Annotated in this window: 18 protein-coding genes and 1 CRISPR repeat array (1 of these 19 running past the window's edge); of the genes, 5 read left to right on the top strand and 13 right to left on the bottom strand. The window is 45.6% G+C overall.

The features are described 5' to 3' along the window. Window positions 1-496: direct repeats of the CRISPR family, unit length 29 nt; unit sequence GTTCACTGCCGCACAGGCAGCTTAGAAAT; it reaches 15 nt to the left of the window's first position. Between the two features lie 129 nt (window positions 497-625). Continuing rightward, on the bottom strand, window positions 626-1,027 hold the full coding sequence (gene mscL, locus C8D98_RS06675; RefSeq protein ID WP_132873217.1) for a large-conductance mechanosensitive channel protein MscL: 402 nt from the start codon (window positions 1,025-1,027) through the stop codon (window positions 626-628). A 466-nt stretch (window positions 1,028-1,493) separates the two neighbouring features. Here mscL and C8D98_RS06665 point away from each other — a divergent pair, with 466 nt between their 5' ends. After that, on the top strand, window positions 1,494-2,138 hold the full coding sequence (locus C8D98_RS06665; protein ID WP_132873213.1) for an alanyl-tRNA editing protein: 645 nt from the start codon (window positions 1,494-1,496) through the stop codon (window positions 2,136-2,138). On the opposite strand, the gene C8D98_RS06660 is transcribed toward C8D98_RS06665, so the two are convergent. Beyond that, the gene (locus tag C8D98_RS06660) at window positions 2,135-2,464 is read right to left on the bottom strand and encodes a hypothetical protein (protein WP_132873211.1); all 330 of its coding nucleotides are present in this window, start codon (window positions 2,462-2,464) and stop codon (window positions 2,135-2,137) included. The genes C8D98_RS06665 and C8D98_RS06660 overlap by 4 nt on opposite strands. A gap of 136 nt (window positions 2,465-2,600) precedes the next feature. Between C8D98_RS06660 and rpsT the strand changes: the two genes are divergently transcribed. After that, entirely contained in the window at window positions 2,601-2,879 is a 279-nt protein-coding gene (gene rpsT, locus C8D98_RS06655; protein WP_347339204.1) for a 30S ribosomal protein S20, read from the top strand. A gap of 72 nt (window positions 2,880-2,951) precedes the next feature. Next, entirely contained in the window at window positions 2,952-3,884 is a 933-nt protein-coding gene (locus C8D98_RS06650; protein ID WP_132873207.1) for a glycosyltransferase family 9 protein, read from the top strand. A gap of 17 nt (window positions 3,885-3,901) precedes the next feature. Here the strand turns inward: C8D98_RS06650 and C8D98_RS06645 are convergent, their stop codons facing one another. The 4 genes from C8D98_RS06645 to C8D98_RS06630 all read right to left on the bottom strand — a co-directional run bounded on the left by C8D98_RS06645 (window position 3,902) and on the right by C8D98_RS06630 (window position 10,906). Further along, the gene (locus tag C8D98_RS06645; protein ID WP_132873205.1) at window positions 3,902-5,812 is read right to left on the bottom strand and encodes a cytochrome c3 family protein; all 1,911 of its coding nucleotides are present in this window, start codon (window positions 5,810-5,812) and stop codon (window positions 3,902-3,904) included. Between the two features lie 129 nt (window positions 5,813-5,941). Further along, window positions 5,942-6,595: a response regulator gene (locus C8D98_RS06640; RefSeq protein ID WP_132873203.1), complete on the bottom strand. Its 654-nt coding sequence runs from the start codon at window positions 6,593-6,595 to the stop codon at window positions 5,942-5,944. Further along, window positions 6,588-7,982, bottom strand: a complete 1,395-nt coding sequence (locus C8D98_RS06635; RefSeq protein ID WP_132873201.1) for a sensor histidine kinase — start codon at window positions 7,980-7,982, stop codon at window positions 6,588-6,590. The genes C8D98_RS06640 and C8D98_RS06635 overlap by 8 nt, the downstream gene beginning before the upstream one ends. A 272-nt stretch (window positions 7,983-8,254) precedes the next feature. Then, complete coding sequence (locus tag C8D98_RS06630; RefSeq protein ID WP_132873199.1) at window positions 8,255-10,906, bottom strand: cation-translocating P-type ATPase; 2,652 nt, start codon at window positions 10,904-10,906, stop codon at window positions 8,255-8,257. Window positions 10,907-11,270: 364 nt separating this feature from the next. Here C8D98_RS06630 and C8D98_RS06625 point away from each other — a divergent pair, with 364 nt between their 5' ends. Then, on the top strand, window positions 11,271-12,398 hold the full coding sequence (locus C8D98_RS06625; protein ID WP_132873198.1) for an AAA family ATPase: 1,128 nt from the start codon (window positions 11,271-11,273) through the stop codon (window positions 12,396-12,398). Window positions 12,399-12,636: 238 nt separating this feature from the next. Here the strand turns inward: C8D98_RS06625 and C8D98_RS06620 are convergent, their stop codons facing one another. The 4 genes from C8D98_RS06620 to C8D98_RS06605 form a co-directional block, all read right to left on the bottom strand. Beyond that, a complete protein-coding gene (locus C8D98_RS06620; RefSeq protein ID WP_132873196.1) occupies window positions 12,637-13,041 on the bottom strand; it encodes a hypothetical protein in 405 nt (134 codons plus the stop codon). A gap of 137 nt (window positions 13,042-13,178) precedes the next feature. Beyond that, window positions 13,179-13,646: a hypothetical protein gene (locus tag C8D98_RS06615; RefSeq protein ID WP_132873194.1), complete on the bottom strand. Its 468-nt coding sequence runs from the start codon at window positions 13,644-13,646 to the stop codon at window positions 13,179-13,181. After that, on the bottom strand, window positions 13,646-13,834 hold the full coding sequence (locus C8D98_RS06610) for a hypothetical protein (RefSeq protein WP_132873192.1): 189 nt from the start codon (window positions 13,832-13,834) through the stop codon (window positions 13,646-13,648). Before C8D98_RS06610 ends, C8D98_RS06615 begins: the two co-directional genes overlap by 1 nt. A 59-nt stretch (window positions 13,835-13,893) precedes the next feature. Continuing rightward, window positions 13,894-14,190, bottom strand: a complete 297-nt coding sequence (locus C8D98_RS06605) for an MTH1187 family thiamine-binding protein (RefSeq protein WP_132873190.1) — start codon at window positions 14,188-14,190, stop codon at window positions 13,894-13,896. 72 nt (window positions 14,191-14,262) lie between these two features. Between C8D98_RS06605 and C8D98_RS06600 the strand changes: the two genes are divergently transcribed. Next, window positions 14,263-15,153 (top strand): DUF6731 family protein, encoded by an 891-nt coding sequence (locus C8D98_RS06600; protein ID WP_132873188.1) that lies wholly within the window; start codon window positions 14,263-14,265, stop codon window positions 15,151-15,153. Here the strand turns inward: C8D98_RS06600 and C8D98_RS06595 are convergent. From C8D98_RS06595 to C8D98_RS06585, 3 genes are all read right to left on the bottom strand, one after another. Further along, complete coding sequence (locus C8D98_RS06595; RefSeq protein ID WP_132873186.1) at window positions 15,102-16,481, bottom strand: hypothetical protein; 1,380 nt, start codon at window positions 16,479-16,481, stop codon at window positions 15,102-15,104. The genes C8D98_RS06600 and C8D98_RS06595 overlap by 52 nt on opposite strands. A 28-nt stretch (window positions 16,482-16,509) precedes the next feature. After that, a complete protein-coding gene (locus C8D98_RS06590; protein WP_132873184.1) occupies window positions 16,510-16,899 on the bottom strand; it encodes a hypothetical protein in 390 nt (129 codons plus the stop codon). Window positions 16,900-16,969: 70 nt separating this feature from the next. Next, window positions 16,970-18,859 (bottom strand): putative nucleotidyltransferase substrate binding domain-containing protein, encoded by a 1,890-nt coding sequence (locus C8D98_RS06585; protein ID WP_165871221.1) that lies wholly within the window; start codon window positions 18,857-18,859, stop codon window positions 16,970-16,972. Window positions 18,860-19,029: the final 170 nt, after the last annotated feature.

The following is a 19,029-nucleotide window of genomic DNA, read 5'->3' as shown; positions in this document are numbered from 1 at the left end:
GGCAGCTTAGAAATCTGCTATTCATATGCGGAAGCGGTAGCAAAAGTTCACTGCCGCACAGGCAGCTTAGAAATCGCATTTTCATCAGCACCGATGGGCGCAAGGGAGTTCACTGCCGCACAGGCAGCTTAGAAATGAAGGATCCGGATCCGGGCAGTACGCACAATGTTCACTGCCGCACAGGCAGCTTAGAAATTCGGGGTTTAACTAAGGGAGGGTTGGTCGGGGTTCACTGCCGCACAGGCAGCTTAGAAAATGTACAGTTAAGGCATCGCCAAATATGTGCAGTTCACTGCCGCACAGGCAGCTTAGAAATGAACAGATTGATACGCTTATCAGCATAGCCGGTTCACTGCCGCACAGGCAGCTTAGAAATGAAGGCTGGTTCCCGAACCATGCGGACGAGTGTTCACTGCCGCACAGGCAGCTTAGAAATCCGTTTATCTGGTCAGCTTCTCAAAGCTGATGTTCACTGCCGCACAGGCAGTTTAGAAATGTGTCGGTGCGAAACTGCGCCCGAAGGCGTAGTTCACTGCCGCATAGTCAGCGTTTAAACTCATAGATATGTTCTACGATAAAAATCCCCCCGTACACAGCCGAAGCCATGCAGAGGGGACTATATTCATTATTTACTCTTCAATATGTCTCTTATCTCGGTAAGGAGCACTTCCTCCTTGGTAGGAGCGGGAGGTGCGGCAGGAGCTTCCTCCTCTTTCTTCTTCATGCTGTTGATACCCTTAATGAGCATAAACACTGCAAAGGCCACGATTGAAAAATCCACAACGGACTGGATGAAGCTTCCATAGTTAAGGGTGACCGCCGCTTTATCCCCTGAGGCCTCTTTAAGAGTGATTGCAAGGTCTGCAAAATTGACGTTGCCTAGGATAAGTCCGATAGGCGGCATAATTACGTCCGCAACAAGACTGGAAACTATTTTGCCGAAAGCACCGCCGATGATTATACCCACGGCCAGATCGACCACGTTACCACGCATTGCAAATTTTTTGAATTCCTGAATTATAGACATGCAGCAACTCCTGTTTGATAGATATTTACATACTATACCATATATGAAACCATCTTATCAAACCATACGCCCAAATACCTTTTTTCAGTCACACCCGCAGGATGGGCTAAGGGAGCCGTCACAGCATAGAGCACGCCCGTTTGAACAACCACACACACCGCCGTGATGCGAACAGCAGCCACGTCTGAAATCTTCATCCTTAGTATTCAGCAGGCTGACTTTTTCCTTTGAGAAATTGTAAACAAACAACGGCTTCTCACAATCTGCCTTTTTGCCCTGAGCGAAGGCAGAAAAAGCAAATAGAACAAAGATAACAATAAAAGCAGTTCGCATAAAACACCCCGGTTCATTATCTATTAATTTTATCACACCTGAAAAATTTTCAAACATACATACATCAGATTGATATACATTCAAAATAGAGCATAATATTGCCACGAAATCTGTTTTCTGCTAGAGTCATCAAATGTCTGTTGAAAAACTATTCTGGAAAGATCCATATCTGACAGCCTGCACAGCAAGGGTAACTTCCGTTAACGGAGACAGAATAACCCTGAGCCACACCGTTGCGTATGCCTTCGAGGGCGGTCAGCAGTCGGACATCGGAACAATAGGCGGATTTGAAATATTGACGGCTGAACGGGACGGATTTGAAATATTCTACACCCTGCCCTCAGACCACAACCTCTGTAAAGGGGACGAGGCTGATGTGCACATTGACTGGTCAAAAAGATACCGGATCATGCGTCTGCACTTTGCGGCGGAGCTTGTTCTCGAACTGGTTTACCAGAACTACGGTCACCCCGAAAAAATAGGCGCAAACATAACCCACGACAAGGCGAGAGTTGATTTTGCATGGGAGGGAAACATAGCTTCCACTTTCGATTTCCTGAATAACGAGCTTAAAAGACTCATTGAAGCGGATCATCCCATCATATGTGATTTTGACGATATCGAAAAAGAGCACCGTTTCTGGCGTATAGAAGGCTTTGCACAGGTCCCATGCGGCGGGACACACGTCCGCTCCACAAGTGAAGTAGGCTGGCTGACACTGAAACGTGTCAACCCGGGAAAAGGCAAAGAAAGAATAGAGATATACCTTAACGATTAATTCGCCTTTGGAGCGTCCTTATCCTTCATCAGCTTACCCACGTTCTCCATCATGGTTCCGATAAGCTGTCTGTAATCCTTCATCATGCCCACAAGAGCGTCATAGCTCTCGCCGAGCTGTCTGGACTGCTTCTGGCTTCGCTCAAGAGCCGATTTCGTATCGCTCAGCTCTTTTTCCAGCTTTGCGATGCGCTCGGAATCGCTCTTCTGCTGAATCTCAAGAGCCTGAAGCCTCGCCTCATCCACAGGAGCAACCGAAGCCGCCTGCATATTGCCGCAGCCCGCAGCAAATGCTAAAATCATCAGAGCCGCAATGTATTTTTTCATATCAATATCTCCGAATATATTATAATGTAATTTATCATTGAGGAAAATGCATGGCAAGCGCAACTTTATGCTTGTTTATGTATTGACAAGGGGCAACCTTTCTGATACTTTTATCAGCTCATAAGAATATATAGAGGTGAATGACGTGGCTCATACAATTTCTGCACTGAAAAGAATCCGTCAGAGCGAAAAAAGAAATCTTAGAAACAAGTCATACAAGTCTAAAATGAGAACTATGGTTAAAAAGTTTACAGCAGCCGCTACAACAGGCGATGCTCAGACAGCTGAAGCAGCGTTCAAAACTGCTACAAGCACTATAGCTTCTATCGGATCTAAAGGCGTTATCCACAAAAATCAGGTGGCTCGCCGTCAGTCCAGACTTGCTAAGAAGCTCAACGCTCTTAAAACTGCTTAATTAACTGTATTAAATCAGTTTGCGAAGCCGGAGTGTCTTTACGGAACTCCGGCTTTTTTGCTTTAACCACAAATGCTAAAGATTGCGGCAGTTAAAACCGGAGCCATAGGCGACCTTATCCAGACCACACCTGCCCTCTCCGCTCTGAAACATCAACACCCACGAAGCGAAATAACCCTTATCTGCGGCGCAGAATACGCCCACGTTCTGAAAGACCATCCGTCGATATCAGGCGTCCGCACATTCAGCTCAGAAAGACTTTACAGCGGCCTGATGCCTTTTGAGACGCTCCGCATTCTTCTGATGCTGAGGGGATTTGACAAAATCTATATCTTTCATACCGACCCAAAATGGCACTTTCTGGGAAAACTGGCAGGTGCGAAATGCTCCGTTAAAGAGAAAGGCATTCGCAGACATCTCTGGCATCTCAAAACCGTTTATGCTGATAATGCCTTCGGCTATTCTTTCCGGCCGGAAACAATGGTCTGCGAACTGCCGGACAAGCCATACATAGCCATTGCGGCCGGAGGCGGCAGAAATGCACGCAGACATACGCCTCAGAGGATATGGGACAAACAGGCGGAACTGGCATTAAAGATAGCTCAGGAGACCGGATATTCCGTTGTTCTGTTGGGAACAGACGAAGACAGACTGAACGTCAGCCATCCGAAGATATTTGACTACACAGGCAAAACAACCCTATCGGACTGTTTCCACATCATAGACAATGCAGAGCATTACATAGGCTGCGACAGCGGACTGACCCACCTTGCCGCCTGTACCGCAACGCCGATTACCGTTATCTGCGGACCGACAGACCCGAACGAAGCCTTGCCGCCCGATATCACCAACGTTATCACATCGCCCCTGCCCTGTGCTCCATGCGACAGAGACGGCGTTCCCGCCTGCGGGGAAAATAGTTGCATGGCGAAAATAGATATCACGGAAGTTCTGAGGATAATACAAAAAAAAAGCTCTGCACATAAGGATATGCAGAGCTTATGAATAATTTCCCTGTGAGGTTATTTAGCGTTTACGTCGTGGCATTTTCCGCATGAACCTGTGTAGGGAGTAGGCATGGATTTACCCGCCTCAACCCCGAACACACCTGCATGTCCTTTTCTCGGAGGCTTTGAGAAAAGGTGCGTGGTTATGTCGTTCTGCCAGTAGTTTTTGCCGTCAGCAGTCTGCTGACCTCTTCCGAAACCTGCGCCTGTCTGTGCAGTTTTAACAGAGTGACAGCTTGTGCAGGTTATTTCAGTATCTTTACCGTGAGCCATTCCCACTGTTTTTTCTGTGTGCTTTTCGATATCCTTCACATCTTTGTGGCATGACTGGCAGAGTGTCGCCTTAGGCGTTACAGCGTCTGATTTCAGCTGATGTGCGAATTTAGTGCCGCCATGAGGGGCATGACAGCTTGTACAGGTCACCAGAATATCTCCGTTACGGTATTTGGCTGATTTTATGAAATCAGTGTACTGCTGATGGTGTGATTTCGAATGGAGCCCGTCTGCCCAGAAATCGTTCTTCGCAGCGTCCTCTCTGGTTGTGTTGTTCAGCAGATAGTTGTTTCTGCTTGTGCCGGGGAGCATCATTCTGTTGTTTTTGTCAACAGGCTGGTCGTTGTTCAGGTTGCCCTGAGGTCTGGAGTGGCACTGTCCGCAGATAACGGTTGCACGCTCGGCAGAAAGCTTTGCGGGGCTGACTATTGAGGATGCTTTTTTGGCTTTGGGTGCTTTAACATGTGCGGAACCTGGGCCGTGGCATGTTTCGCAGCCGAGGTTAAGTTCGTTGTGTATTCCGTCGCCGTCAATGTCCGCTTCGCCTTTGGGATCGTTCGCAGCTTCTGCAATATATTCGCCGCTTTCGAGCTTTTTAAGCCCGTATCCGTTGTAATGGCATGATGCGCACTCTTTTTCGAATGATTTTGCAAGGGGTGCGTCTTTCAGCTTAAGGTTCGCTTCGTCATAGAACCAGTCGCCGTGGTAGTCTCTGAACTGCATCCTTGTTCTGTCACCGTATGCATCATCGCCGTTGGGGTTAAACTGAAGGAACGGGAACATGTTTTTGCCTATACGCAGAAGGTATCTCTGCTTGTAGAGTCCGCCGCCGTATGTCATTTCGACAGTGTATTCACGTGCGGGGTCGGCGGTGTTTTTCATGTTTTCCATCTTAACTTTTACAGTGCCGTCCTGAGCTGTGTAAAAATACGCAGTGAAGCTGACAGAGGCGGGATCTTTAGGCTCTTTTACAGATGCAAGATATTTGTCCCAGTTTCTGTCTTTGTTGTATGCGTAGAAATAAACTTTCTGCCCTTTTTTCAGGAAATTAAGACCTTTGTCGTATTCGGGGAAATCGGACATATCCTGCAGCCCGCTAACCTGTCCGGCTTTCTTTATGCCGAGTTTGTGGAGTGTCTTTTTAACGGACATATATTCCTTGTGGCAGGTGAGGCATTTTGATGAGCCGGTATACTGAGCACCTTCGGGTGTGTTGCCTGAAAGCAGAATATTCAGAGGTTTACCTTTAAGAGATGCGGGGGTTAAGGATTTGTTCGCTTTGTCGCCGCCGGGGAGATATGCGGAATCGGCAGGCACAACATAAACGAAATATTTTTCATCGGCCGCATTTTTAATTACAAATGCGCCTTTGGCATCCGTTACGGCAGACTTGTATTTATCCTTATTTGCCGCCAGATTATCCTCAAGGGGTTCGTCGTTGGGCGAATCCTTCTTAATAATTGTGGGGGTCTGCGCCATTGCTTCAACATCGGATGCAGGGATAAGATAGACGGATGCTTTTTCTATCACCTGTCCAGATACGTCCTTAACTGTTCCTTTGATAACAGCGGCATGGAGAGCAGGAGCGAGCAGAAGCACAGCAAATGCCGCCAAAACCCCCATAGCCGGTTTCAATAAAACTGAACGGTTCATAAATTCCTCCTTGACTGCTTAATCCGGAAAAAAGTCTCCGGATGTTCATATTTTCTTCGCAATCAGGGAGATAAACAAGATAATAGAATTTGACATACTCGGGGGTGATGTGAATTAAAATTCACATGTTCATGATGATACTTTTGATGACATTACCTGAAGGCAGTCTATAACATTAAGCCCGCCGGCGCTTAAAAGATATTCCTTATCCTCATTCTGCTCGATAAGTCCGTTCTGTTTCAGCGCCTTCAGATGAAAATTGACCTTTGTGTGGTCTTCAATCCCCAGCGCCCTTGTTATATCCATAAAACGCATTTTTCCGTCCCTGAACAGCATCATAAGTATCTGCCTTCTGGTATTATTTGATATACAGGACAGGGTATCATCCATATTCAGCCTGATTATGCATCTGGCAAAACGAACCTCTTCAAGATTTTTTCTGACTGACAGTATCAGAGCATCCTTTTTAAAAGGTTTTGAAATATAGTCGTCCGCACCTTTTTTCATAGCCTCAACAGCACTCTCAATTGCGGCGAAAGCAGTTATCATTATTATTTTCACAGACGGGTGGCTCTTTTTAACAGAGGAGATAAGCTCCATTCCGTTTATTTCCGGCATCATATAATCAACGATTATAAGATCCGGACAGTCAGCCTGAATCATCTTCATGGCTTCTGACGCACCGGATGCCTGCCGCGTCTGAAATCCTGCGACAACCAGTATTTCATCAATGTTAGATCTCAGTTCGTCATCATCGTCAACTATCAGAATCTTTTCATCCATCTGCTCTCTCCGCCGGAATAGACACAACGGCACGCACACCGCCGCTCATCCTGTTCTCTATGGAAATATCACCACCGTGCATCTTAACTATATTATAACATATGGAAAGCCCCATTCCGGTTCCTTCTCCCACATCTTTGGTTGTAAAAAAAGGATCAAATATCCTCGAAAGATATTCCGGAGGTATCCCTGTTCCCCTGTCTTCAACAGTTATATAAGAAAATCCATTACTGAATGAAGAGCTTATGAGAATTTCACCGTCACCTTCGGTGGCTTCGCAGCTGTTCATTATCAGATTGATAAGTACCTCTTCGAGCTTCCAGATTATTCCGGAAATTTTTGCATCTTCAATATCCCCGTAAACAACAAGACGCCCCGCAGGACTGTGTGAAATAAGTGTTTTAATGCTGTCTAAAAGTTCTGAAACGTTAAAGCTTACAAACTCGGCCTCTTTCTCCCTTGCATAAAGCAGAAGCTCTCCGGCAATCTTCGATGCTCTGTCTATACTTTTTTCCACAGATTCCAGCTTTGCCATTACCATATCATCGCTTATCCGATCTTTGATTATCTCTATGCCAAGGGATGCATTCGCAAGGGGATTATTTATCTCATGGGCAATGCCGGCAGCCAGCTTGCCTATAGACGAAAGCTTTTCAGACTGAGCAAGCCTCTGAAGTCTTGTCTCAAGCATATTCATATATTCAATGTCAAAAACGGTCAGAGCCTTCATCATGAAATGCAGAATAACGATGGCGCAGACTCCCCGGACAGCAACAATTTTAATATTGAGTGCCGGAATAAGCGTTTCGGAAGGAAAAAGACCGGTAAAAAAGGCATAGGCTATCATCGCCGCACCGGATGCAGCAAAGCTTCCGGCTCCCTCAGCCGACATATGTCTGACCGCTCTGGAATATCCTATCATCCCGATTCCGGAAAGAAGCGCCGAAGGAAACCCGAGAAAACAGCGCACAAACATGGCAGCACTGTTCTCCGTATCCCAGTTAAAATAGAAAACCGCTGACGTAACAAGCAGAGTAGCCACCGATCCGGCAGCGATGTATTTTAATGCATGTGAAGTCTTATTCAGTTTTGAGGAAACAATGAGGTTGAGCCTTATTCCGTAAACAAGGAGCACCAGAAAGGATGCACTCATTACAGCAAGCCTGAAAGCAGGATTGAATATTATGTCATCGCCTTCATGGAACCCGAAAAGCCTGTAGAGATCCATCCACTCGTGCACACCATGGATCAGCCCGAACAGGCCCAAAAGCCAGAGTATACCCGCTATCTTAAGTTTGCTGAACCGTTTGTCTTTGGCAAAAACGGCAACTCCGAGAATTATGAAAGCCAGACCATAAAAAAGATATATAAGGTATTCGATAAACATGATTGGATATTACAGTAAATCTAAATTAAAAACTACTGCATAAGAATATCCGTCTGATTGAACCGCAATGGAGACATCTGCGGTGGGCAAAACAACCTTTGCAGTTTTCTAATTAAGTTGGAAACTAATCTCACTTTTTTACGATCCAAAAGTGTCTATAAATCCAAGGGCAATTCATTATCTATAACCACTCCGGAAGCAATCAGACAAATAGAGCCGGCATTTGAAAAACTTCCCCATGTTCAGCATAAATTGTAGATTGGTATACTACCTTATTTAATCAGAACATTTCTTAGAACACGGTAAATCTCTGCCATCAGGATAATCGAAAGGCCAGCCAGGGAAATAAAAAACCAGTCGTTCATTGATAATGGTCTGGTATAAAATACATCCTGAGCAGGCTGCCAGTATATGATTACCAGCTGTGCGGCAAATGTAGCCAGCCAAGCAATATTCAGTGATTTATTATCCAGATAGCTCTTTCTGAACACTGAGACATCAGCCTCTCTGAAGTTAAACATATGAATCATTTCGAATATAATAAGTCCGATAAATGCTGCGCTCCTCGCCTCAGCCTCCGGCAGTCCTGCTTTAAGCATAAAGTAAAAGATACCTGCAGTGAGCCCTCCTATCCAGAGCCCCATAAAAAGCAGAAAACCGACTGTCTCTCTGTTCAGTATATCGGTATTATGAGGTCTGGGGGGGCTCTTCATGCTGTCCGGAGCGGATCTGTCTGTGCCCAGTGCAAGAGCCAAAGCGCTGTCTGTAGCCAGATTTATCCATAATATCTGTACAGCAAAAAGGATAACAGGCATATGCATAAGCATAGCCAGCAGGATAGTGATTATCTCTCCAAAGTTGGCTGAAATAATGAAATTGGTAAATCTGCGTATATTTTCGTATTGTCTTCGCCCCTCCTCAACTCCGTCAACAATACTGGCAAAGTTGTCATCAGTGAGGATCATATCTGAAGCATCTTTTGCCACATCAGTCCCTTTGATTCCCATGGCAATACCAACATCTGACTGCTTGAGCGCAGGTGAATCATTAACGCCGTCTCCTGTCATAGCGGTAACATGCCCCTGCATCTGGAGCTGCTTGACTATTCTGAATTTATGCTCAGGGGTTACTCTGGCAAAAACTCTGCATTCCTTGAGAATTTCACCAAGTTCGTCATCGTTCATTCGGTCTATCTCGACACCGCAGACAGCATTATCTGTGCTTATGCCTATCTCACGCCCAATAGAACGTGCAGTAACAGGCGAGTCACCGGTTATCATGATAACCTCTATACCTGCGTCACGACATTTTTCAACAGCCTCTCTCACTTCCGGTCTCGGAGGGTCTGATATACCTGTAAATCCAAGGAAAATCAGAGCATCTTCCAGTTCATTATCCGAAAGATTCGGGTCTTCTATCATTCTATAACCCAAGGCTATAATCCTCAGCCCTTCTCCAGCCATCCTGTAATAAACATCTTCAAGTTCAACCTTAACAGCTGGTGTCAATTCTTTTAGCCCGTCAGATGAAGCATATAAGGCTGAACATGCCAGTATCTGTTCCGGCGCCCCTTTGCAATACAGACAGTAAGAACCGTTCTCCAGATAAATAGATGTCATCCTCTTCCGGGAAGATGTAAATTCAATCTCTTTGGCAAAAGAGCGATTACGGGTTCGTTCATTACTTGAAATACCGTATTTCATCCCTAGAGTTACCAGCGCACCTTCTGTCGGTGTCCCTGCGGCGGTATACTTGCCATCTTGCAAAAAAACATCTGTATTGTTACAAAGCATCCCTGTCAGTATCAGACGATTCAGTATTGCATCATCAGCTGGTGCCTCTTCTGAAAGTATCTTACCTTCAGGCTGATACCCCTCTCCTGTAACTGTGTAAAACCTAGCTCCACAATATATGCTTCGTACGGTCATTTCATTTTTTGTGAGAGTTCCGGTTTTATCTGTACAGATGACAGATATTTCCCCAAGCGTCTCTGTTGCTGAAAGATTTCTTATCAGACAGTTTCGATTTATCATGTTACGCACGCCAAGTGCCAGAGTAATTGTAACAACAGCAGGCAATCCCTCCGGAATCACTGCAACAGCAAGGGAAACTCCCACTAAAAACATACTTAAAAGCTCTCTGTCCTGAAAAAGCCCAAGAACGAATATTGCAAAGGCTATCAAAACCGATGCAATACCAAGCTTGCGCCCCAGAATATCCAGTTTCAGCTGAAGCCTTGTAGTTCCGGTATCGATGCTTTTGGCTAGTCCGGCTATGCGACCAAACTCCGTCTGCATCCCTGTTGCGGTCACAATCCCCGTCGCACGCCCCATGGTGATTATAGTACCCATAAAAACCATATTGGTTCTTTCGGTCACAGGCGTCTCGGCGTTCTGTACGCCAGACTGCTTGCCAACAGCCACTGATTCCCCCGTAAGCGATGACTGGTCGACATGTAGATTAACAGAATTAAATATGTATATATCAGCCGGAACAGTACTGCCGCTCTCAAGCAGCACTATATCTCCCGGGACAAGAAGCTCAGCGTCAATTATCTCCGACATATTATTACGCAGAACATTTGCCTTATGGCTAAGCATTCCCTTTAAAGAACGAATAGATTTTTCCGCTTTTAGGGTCAGGTATAAACTCAGCAGAGAATTGAGCACAACAATCGCAAAAATAACCGCTGAATCAACAATTTCTCCCACAGCCGCAGATATTACAGCCGCAATAAGCAGAATTATCACTAACGCACTTTTAAATTGATCAAGAAAGATAAGAAATGGATTTCTGGCAGGTTTTTCAGACAGCCTGTTGCGTCCATATATGCTCAGACGTTCACAGGCAGAGGCAGAAGACAACCCTCCCTTGTCTGAATCCAGTAAACTGAAAACTTCATCCGGTTTATTGTCATAGTACATAAGCGTATAACCATATGTCTGATTATAACACTCATATAAGTAGATAATGCCTGACCGAAAGAGTCAAATTTATTAATTTCATATTAGGAAGAATTTAGCTGCTTCATAACAGAGTCCATCACTGCAAAAGGAAGGCGCAATATCATTTACAAACTTAATAACATTCTGGCAAAACAACTAGAAAATTGGTGAACTTTAATAGAAAATGACATGTAGCTTTCTAATTAAGTTGGGAACTAATCTAATGCTACTCAGTTATCTTTTACAAGAAAAGCATCTGTTATGCAATTTGCATTACGCATTTTGCATAATTTCTCTTGTTTTTACAAATTCAAGGCGTTATTGTTAATCAGAGAGGTTGGGCATGAAAAATCCATTTGTGTATAACGCTATAGTTACCGGAGATCATTTCTGCGGCAGAAGCAAGTATATCCAGGATATTGTCGGCAAGATAAATAACAGTGTAAATATCCTTCTCTTTTCCAAAAGAAGATATGGTAAAACATCTCTGTTGAAAGAAATCTTTGAATCTCACCTGCCAAAAAACTTTATGAAGATATACATCGACCTTTTCAGCATTACAGATGAAACAGATTTTGCAAAACAGGTTTCAATCGGAATAGCCAACTCTGACTATAAAAAAGATATCACCACACGACTAAAAGACCTTGGAAATATTCTGAAAAATGTACGTCTATCAGTATCGCCTGATCCGTCAGGAGGGATTTCCTTAACGCCTACTCTGGATTCCGGTGGCTTTGATTTTCTCGTGTGGTTTGAAAATACTTTTGAGAACCTAAACAGCTTTCTCAAAAAGAATAATATGAAAGGCTGCATAATCTTCGATGAATTTCAGCAGATTAGCTCGATTAAAGATCATGACCTTGAAGCATTACTCAGGGGCAAAGTACAGCAACATAATCAGCTCTCATATGTTTTTACAGGCTCAAAACAGCACATACTCGCCAACATGTTCATTAATACAAGTCGACCTTTTTACACCCTGGCAGACATCATAGAGCTTATGCCAATTGATAAACATGAATTTTATGATTTTGTTTCGGCGAAGTTTAGAATTAATAATAAACATATCTCTGAAACCGATTTTGAATTGATTTACGATTTATCTTTTGGAGAAACAAGGTTTATCCAGAAGCTCTGCCACTATCTTTTCGAGAATGAATCAGAAGAAATCAACAAAGAACTGATTTTGTGTGTGCTAAAGGACATTACTCTTAGCAACGATAACTTCTTTAGAAACTACTTTCCAAACAGTTTCACTGCGGCTCAGCGCAAGGCACTTTTGATACTCTCTCAACGCAGCGAGAATCTCTTCTCCCGCGAGATAATCAGCAAATACGATATATCTACCGCAACACTGCAAAGAGCTCTTAAAACACTGGAAGAAAAACTGGCAATCTACAAAGACGGCGACCAATATAAAATATACGATGTTGAATTCTACCATTGGTTAAAATCAATAAAGGTTTAAAATGGATTATAATATTCTAACCTTCACATAAAATTAGCCAATTTATGAAATTTTGTCGCCTTCGAATTGAGTGTCCGACTAAATAGAAAAATGTTAGACTAATTAGAAAAGTGTCGAACTTAATTAGAAAACTACAACAACCTTAAATAAGGACGGGGGTGCATCATCACACCCCCAGGACAGTATTTCGTGAACAAGTCACGCTTTCGACGCCGTGTTTGAAAGACTCAAGGCGAGGTCAAACGACAGTGAATCTCCAGAGGAGCTGTCTGATACGCTCGCAAAACTGCCTGTCATGACCTTGGGCGGCCATATGGTTCAGGCGGTTCAGTCTGTATCTGATATAATCTTTGAAGCTGCATTTGCTCTCGATGAGAAATCGCTGTTTCTGATCAGAGAACATGCTTGCCGAGGCCATCATCGGCAGTGTGATAACCTGAAAATAGATGAAATCCATCTCCCTGTTGCTCACAGTTTCATCGCTGGCCATTTCCACCAGCATATCCATAGCCTTTGCGGGAAGCGCTTCCGGAAAGTCGTATACTCTGTCGAGGATACGCTCGCTCGGTGAAGCGACATGAATTTCGGGTTCATGTCCTGTCCTCAGGCTGTTGTTATATTCTGCCGATGCAAGCTGTGCCATCACTAGCCTCCATATCGTTACGCAGAGTATATAACAAACGGCATGCCAAAATTTTCAGGTCAAAATGTGCAGAAAAGAGGAAGAAATTTTCATATTTTACGAATCGGGGGAATTTTTTTACAGGAAAAAAATACCTGTCAGAGTTTTTTGGAGAGTGAGTGTTCCAGTTCGGCCATATGGTAGCCCTTCTGTTCCAGATGCGCCATGTATATCATATTAATGAAGAGATAACCGCTCTTGTCAACCATGTCCTTGAAAAAACCGTTCATCCGTCTGTTTTCGAAACAGTCGAACATATCAAGCTGGCTGTGGCTGCATCCGCAGATGCTGTTCAAAGCCTTTACAAGGGCTGTTTTATATTTTGCATTGGGACGGATATATGTATTGAAAGCATCCGCAAGGTGCTCGAAACAGGCTCTCTGTGCTTCCGTAAGCTCGCCCTCTGCCGCCCGTCCGCTGCGCAGAACGGAGATGGAATCTGCTAGCAGAAGGCATTTCTGCTTGATGCGTCTGTTCTCCAGAAGAACGCCCGCAACAAACCACACGGCAAAAAGAAACAGCGTGGCTCCGACTCCCGCAAGGGTATAGGCAAAACTGAAATTCATCAGTTCTTTCCGCCGAATGAAAGGGATCTTTTCATAACCTCTTCCATCCCCTTGACGACAGCCTTAAGCCTGCCAACCTGTTCGTCTGCCTGTGCGCCGTGGCGTTCACAGCTTTTTATGATAAGCCGGAGCTCTCTGATACGCTCCTGAAAATCCGTATAATTGCCTGAAGATTCTTTCGCCGCCATTTGACCGCTCCGAATATTGATAAATTATAATTCGGAATCTGCGGCGGATTCTTAACCCTTTATTTCAGTTTATTAATCACGGATTCCACTTTGCTGTTCATACCAATGGGTTTATTTTTTCTGTAGTCTATCTTGGCGGAAATGGACACTCTGCCGCATGCATCCTGCGCCTGAATCGCCCTGTCCAGAACGGCAAAAATCTCCGCCGGAGTCTCCGCCTCGATAATGGTTCCCATGGGGGTCAGCTGCCAGCTGAGTCCGCTGTCTTTGATAACCTGAACGGATGCCGACACATATTTTGAAACGCTCTCGCCCTCGCCGATGGGGGTTATTGAAACATACGCCATAGCACTCATAATTTCGCTCCTGATATTGACTGTTCTGTCAGTTAGTATAAGATGACTCCATTCTAACTCAAGGAAATTGAAATGGCAGAAAGAAAAAATGTTACGGTAAATTTTTACAGACTGGAATCCGCAGTGGATACCTTCTATCAGGATATGGAATTTAAGCTGGATGCGCTGTCGTCCGGCGGCATGGACTACGGCTTTTTCGACGGCAAAAGCAGCGAGCTGATGTTTAAGATTTTCGACCCCATTGTGCTTGCCGACCGCAAGCTGTTCATCGTCAGCCTTATTAAGGAGAAGATATTTCTTCCCGTATGGTTCAACAGAGAGGGCATAGTTCAGGAGGCTCCCACAGAGGGGGGCAGTCTGGGCGATGTGAGCTATGCACTGATAGACCCTGAGAAGCAGGCTCTGCTGACGCTTTCCGGCGGTTTCGGTCCTTCGGTCTCGGCGTTTTCCGACTTCGCCCGCTGGCTCACAGGTGACTCTGCCGCAGGCTCAAGCCCAATCTTTGTCAACAGCGCATATGATCAGGTGACCAACTGGGAGATATTCCGCAAGCTGAATCTGTCCATCGAGGCTCCTGCCGCAGATTTTGTAGGCAACGTTCTGGACAGCGAGATAGGCGAGAACTTCAAAATGCTTGAGACTCTTTCGGGACTTAAAATAGATATCTCAGTATCGATGGGTCACGGCAAGGGAAGCCTTCACAAGGATGCAGTTAAAAACTTCATCCGCACTGTTATGGAGGAGAATTTTGCAGGCAAGCTGAAAATAATGGGCAAGAGTTTCGAGGAACAGCAGACAGCCGAGCTGGATCTTTACAACGCCCGACTGAAACATAAAACAGAAATAGTCATAGCCGGAAGCCATATTTCCCCTGACGAGGCGAAGGCTACGTTATATGAGGCATATCAGATTCATCTGGACGACATAGATGCCGCATACAGAGGTCTTTCGGACGAAGAATAGTTTTCAAGAAAATCCATGAACGCCTGCGAAACCCTGCGGGCGTTCTCTTCTGTCATGGCCTGCGGGGCAACCTCGGCCGACTCCACACGTCCTTCATATGAATTATCGGCAATATCCGCCAGAAACTCAGCCAGTGCATGTCTGTCAGCTCTTGCATTCACGGCCTCTTTAAGCACACTGCCGATATCCTCCGCTGAACGGCACCGGAACACAGTCGGCAATGAGCCGAAGAAAACGTCGGAAAACACCACCGAACCGACTCCAGCGAAAGCCGCCTCATAACACGCCGAACCAGACACAGATATTACCGCTTTGGCGGTTCTGATCAGCTCTGCGTTATCGCTGTAAGGCGACACGTTCACCACATTATATATTGATGCCGTCGGCCTGAAAAACCTGAAATCCCGCCTGCCTATTCCCGCCGGATGCTCACGCACAGCCAGTTTTATCCCATGGGGAAGTGAACGGGCGACGCAGCGGACAAGTTCAAGCTGATTGTTCCACATGCCGCCCAGCACATCCAGTGACGACTCGGGGCATATATGCAGAGGCATAAGAACATAATCGCCGTCAGGTTTTGCGGGCATTCTATCAAACCCGGCCATCCGACCGTTGAAGGCTCTCATCATGCGTTCAGCCATAAGCTGAAACACCGTCTGTTCTGTCTCATCCTTTGCAGAACCACTGATGAACCTGCCCATGTGTTTAAAAAAACTGAAAAAATGACGCTTAGACACAAAAGACGGCGGCATATAACCCGTCTCAGCCTGAAAGCGGGAAGGCATGGGGAGAACCCGTCCGTCCGAACCACTCCGGATAAGCTCATCCTGAAAGATGCCACTGAAAAACCCGAATCTGCCGGAGGGTATACGCACGGCATGGGGCACGATGAAATCAGCACCCGATGCAGAGCAGGCCGCACAGACGCTCATCTCATAAGCCCATGTGGCCTCTGAGAAAACAATATCTATACCGTTGTCGGTTATAAACTTTGAAACGCTCCTGAAAACACCGCCCAGATATCCCAGAGCCTTTTCTCCGTCCGCTTCCGAAAGCAGCCTGTCGTTGATTATCATCTGTGAGGCGGTGAGGCGGCTGTGAGCCTCCATCCGCTCAATGGATTGAGGACAATAGCTTTTATCGATATTGGCAAGATCAAGGATGCGATCAGGTGAAAAGCCCTGTTTAACGATATGATCGATACGATGCTTCGCTCCGGGCATTATCCAGAAAATCTCCACACCCATATCGGCCAGACGGCGTGCGATATGCGCAAATGTTACAGAGCGGGAGTGGGTTCCTGTGAAAGCGATCCGGAAAGAAGTCATTAAGCATGGTTAGTGAGAAAAGAGAACGTCAGATACCCAGATTAGATTTTACAATGTCCACAACAGTTTCGGCAGTTTCCAGCATATCCGCATCCTCTTTGTCGGGCACGGCGCAAATGTAAATGCTGAATCCCAGAGCAGTATTAAGATACATCTTTATTTCAGCCAGCGAAGGCTGAACCTGCGTATCATCACCGTAAACAGGCAGAATGAGCACATCGCAGGCCTTATATTTATCCAGTTGGGAAACTTCTCTGACCGATTTCTGCGCCACACCGGAAACGAATGTCAGTTTTCCGTTGTCTGTGAACATCACACGGGTTCTCTTGGTCTGCCCCAGTTTATTCTTTATAATCGCCATCACCTTCAATGCTGTCGCTGAAGACGATACAGACATAACTACGGCAAGCTTCTTCATCACTGTCTCCTCTATTTTCGGGAGACTTTACCCCCGAAACCCGTGTTAATATATCCACTATTCGCATACATCACGGATGCCCCTTGAAATAACGAAGCCCGATGTTCAACAGCTTCTGGGTATGCCCCAGAGCTTTCTTCAGTCTCTCCCTGTTATAAAGGGAGAGTTCGTCGGGATTTATATATTTATTGACAGGAACGCCCGTTGCAGCTTTCTCAACCTGACTTTTCAGAGTGATGTCAACTATGGTCTCATAGGCTTCGAGCGTATGCAGGTACAGCTCTTCGCTGATGACATTCATTCTGCGCAGGGTCTTCATCCGTTCCACTGTGTTCAGATCGTTCAGACCATGCTTCAGCGTGAAAGCTCTAATAACATCAACTATAAACGCAGATGCGGATGATTTCAAGTTTATTTCGCCCTTGTGCTTCCCATCTTTTTCACCTATGAACTTTCCGAACATTGAGATGGGTATTCTGAGCCCGCTGTCACGCTCCAGCATCTGTATCAGAAACACAGGACTCTGGCTGATAGTTGAGCAGATATGGTTGCGCAGTTCCCAGACCAGCTTCTCGTCTCCGGCAAACCCGTCAAAGTCGAATATGATGGACGACCACATTATCCCCAGACTTCCGGGGTTGCTCACCCATTTGGATATCTTGTGCTTCCAGTCGGATATCCTGAGCGACATCTCCGGATTGGTCACCATCACGTTGCCTTTGCATTTTTCATAGCCCACGTAGGCCAGAGCATCGGAATATTTCGCTCCGAACCTGATGAACATGGTTATCTGCTCATCGGTCACGTTGTCGTCAAATATGAACCCGTTGTCCTGATCAGGATCCAGAGCCATCTCACGGCGACCGCCGGATCCCATTATCATAAGGGTGTGCCTTACCATGGTCAGGTCGAACCCTGTCTCCCTGTGAAACTCCTCGCCGCACATGCGGTATATTTTCCTCTGGATATTCAGATGAACAGAAGAGAGAACCGGAAGGATATCGTAACTCACCCTTGAGTTTTCCATCAGAGATGAGGCTACTGAATACATATCCTCGTAGGCTTTTTTCAGCTCTTCAAGGGTATCCAGCTTCTCAACGTAGGTGACGAACACATTAATATTATGAAAGAGCATTCTTGATATATCGTTGTTAGAAAGGATGCCCACCGGAAAATTTCCCCGAACCACAACAACGTAGTCCGCTCTGGTGTGCTGCATCTGCGCCAGAGCCTCTACAAGGGGAAACTCCGCCGGAAGAGCCACGGGGTTGCGCTCCATATATTTTCCCGAGCTTATGTCCGCAGGGTTGTTCTGCATGTCGGGAATGAATCTCTGAACCACATGTTTTGACGTAAGAAGCCCCCGCAGTTCGCCGCCGTCGTCGCAGACAACAATAGCGCCGACGTTGCATTCGGCCATGAGCTTTGAAGCTTCAAGAACCGAATCGGAAATGTTAACCGAGATGATGGGAGAGGACATATAACTGCCCAGAGGCTTATAGGTTGTGGAGGCCACCGACCAGCTCGATCTGCCCTCAAGTTCGGCATTCCGCTCCGCAACAAGGATATGAAAAGCGCTGCGGAATTCCGGAACGTCCTCCATTAGTTTATATACAAGTATCTCAGGCATGAACAGCATTGAGCAGGCTCGCTCCGCATAAGCCGTTACCCTGTAAGTTGATTTACCTATAAATGTCGAAATGCCTATTACGCCGCCGTCGTCAATAATAACCTCTCTGTTGCCGCCGTCGGTCATCCGCACCCTTCCCTGCAAAAGGATATACAGCCCCTTATGATAGGACTCCCCTTTTTTAAAAAGAGCCTCGGAAGCATCCGCCGTAACAGACTCGCATTTCATTATGGCTTTTTTTAGGCGTTCTCTGGGCACAGATGCAAAGAAAGACAATTTGACTGCCGCATCAACGATTTCCTCTACAGAAGATATTTCGGAATATCTCATGTCTCCCCCTGAACCTGTTCTGTTAAACATATGAATATCTGCATGAGCCAATTATACCCTATTTCAACGGAAAATTAAATAAATATTGTACTCATATTATCAAACGATGTGCTATTAATTTTCTACTTATTGATAAATATAAGCCCTCATTAACTCCTTGCTGAAAATAA

This window comes from Seleniivibrio woodruffii (assembly GCF_004339245.1).
Lineage (GTDB): Bacteria > Chrysiogenota > Deferribacteres > Deferribacterales > Geovibrionaceae > Seleniivibrio > Seleniivibrio woodruffii.
This window is presented reverse-complemented; position numbering and strand designations above follow the sequence as displayed.

Bases quoted from the DNA above. Each gene is read 5' to 3' on its own strand.
- C8D98_RS06645 (WP_132873205.1), bottom strand. From the start codon at position 5,812: ATGAACCGTTCAGTTTTATTGAAACCGGCTATGGGGGTTTTGGCGGCA.
- C8D98_RS06665 (WP_132873213.1), top strand. From the start codon at position 1,494: ATGTCTGTTGAAAAACTATTCTGGAAAGATCCATATCTGACAGCCTGC.
- C8D98_RS06605 (WP_132873190.1), bottom strand. From the start codon at position 14,190: ATGAGTGCTATGGCGTATGTTTCAATAACCCCCATCGGCGAGGGCGAG.
- C8D98_RS06585 (WP_165871221.1), bottom strand. From the start codon at position 18,859: ATGAGATATTCCGAAATATCTTCTGTAGAGGAAATCGTTGATGCGGCA.
- C8D98_RS06630 (WP_132873199.1), bottom strand. From the start codon at position 10,906: ATGTACTATGACAATAAACCGGATGAAGTTTTCAGTTTACTGGATTCA.
- mscL (WP_132873217.1), bottom strand. From the start codon at position 1,027: ATGTCTATAATTCAGGAATTCAAAAAATTTGCAATGCGTGGTAACGTG.
- C8D98_RS06650 (WP_132873207.1), top strand. From the start codon at position 2,952: ATGCTAAAGATTGCGGCAGTTAAAACCGGAGCCATAGGCGACCTTATC.
- C8D98_RS06610 (WP_132873192.1), bottom strand. From the start codon at position 13,834: ATGGCGGCGAAAGAATCTTCAGGCAATTATACGGATTTTCAGGAGCGT.
- C8D98_RS06620 (WP_132873196.1), bottom strand. From the start codon at position 13,041: ATGGCACAGCTTGCATCGGCAGAATATAACAACAGCCTGAGGACAGGA.
- C8D98_RS06600 (WP_132873188.1), top strand. From the start codon at position 14,263: ATGGCAGAAAGAAAAAATGTTACGGTAAATTTTTACAGACTGGAATCC.
- C8D98_RS06615 (WP_132873194.1), bottom strand. From the start codon at position 13,646: ATGAATTTCAGTTTTGCCTATACCCTTGCGGGAGTCGGAGCCACGCTG.
- C8D98_RS06640 (WP_132873203.1), bottom strand. From the start codon at position 6,595: ATGGATGAAAAGATTCTGATAGTTGACGATGATGACGAACTGAGATCT.
- C8D98_RS06590 (WP_132873184.1), bottom strand. From the start codon at position 16,899: ATGAAGAAGCTTGCCGTAGTTATGTCTGTATCGTCTTCAGCGACAGCA.
- C8D98_RS06625 (WP_132873198.1), top strand. From the start codon at position 11,271: ATGAAAAATCCATTTGTGTATAACGCTATAGTTACCGGAGATCATTTC.
- C8D98_RS06660 (WP_132873211.1), bottom strand. From the start codon at position 2,464: ATGAAAAAATACATTGCGGCTCTGATGATTTTAGCATTTGCTGCGGGC.
- C8D98_RS06595 (WP_132873186.1), bottom strand. From the start codon at position 16,481: ATGACTTCTTTCCGGATCGCTTTCACAGGAACCCACTCCCGCTCTGTA.
- C8D98_RS06635 (WP_132873201.1), bottom strand. From the start codon at position 7,982: ATGTTTATCGAATACCTTATATATCTTTTTTATGGTCTGGCTTTCATA.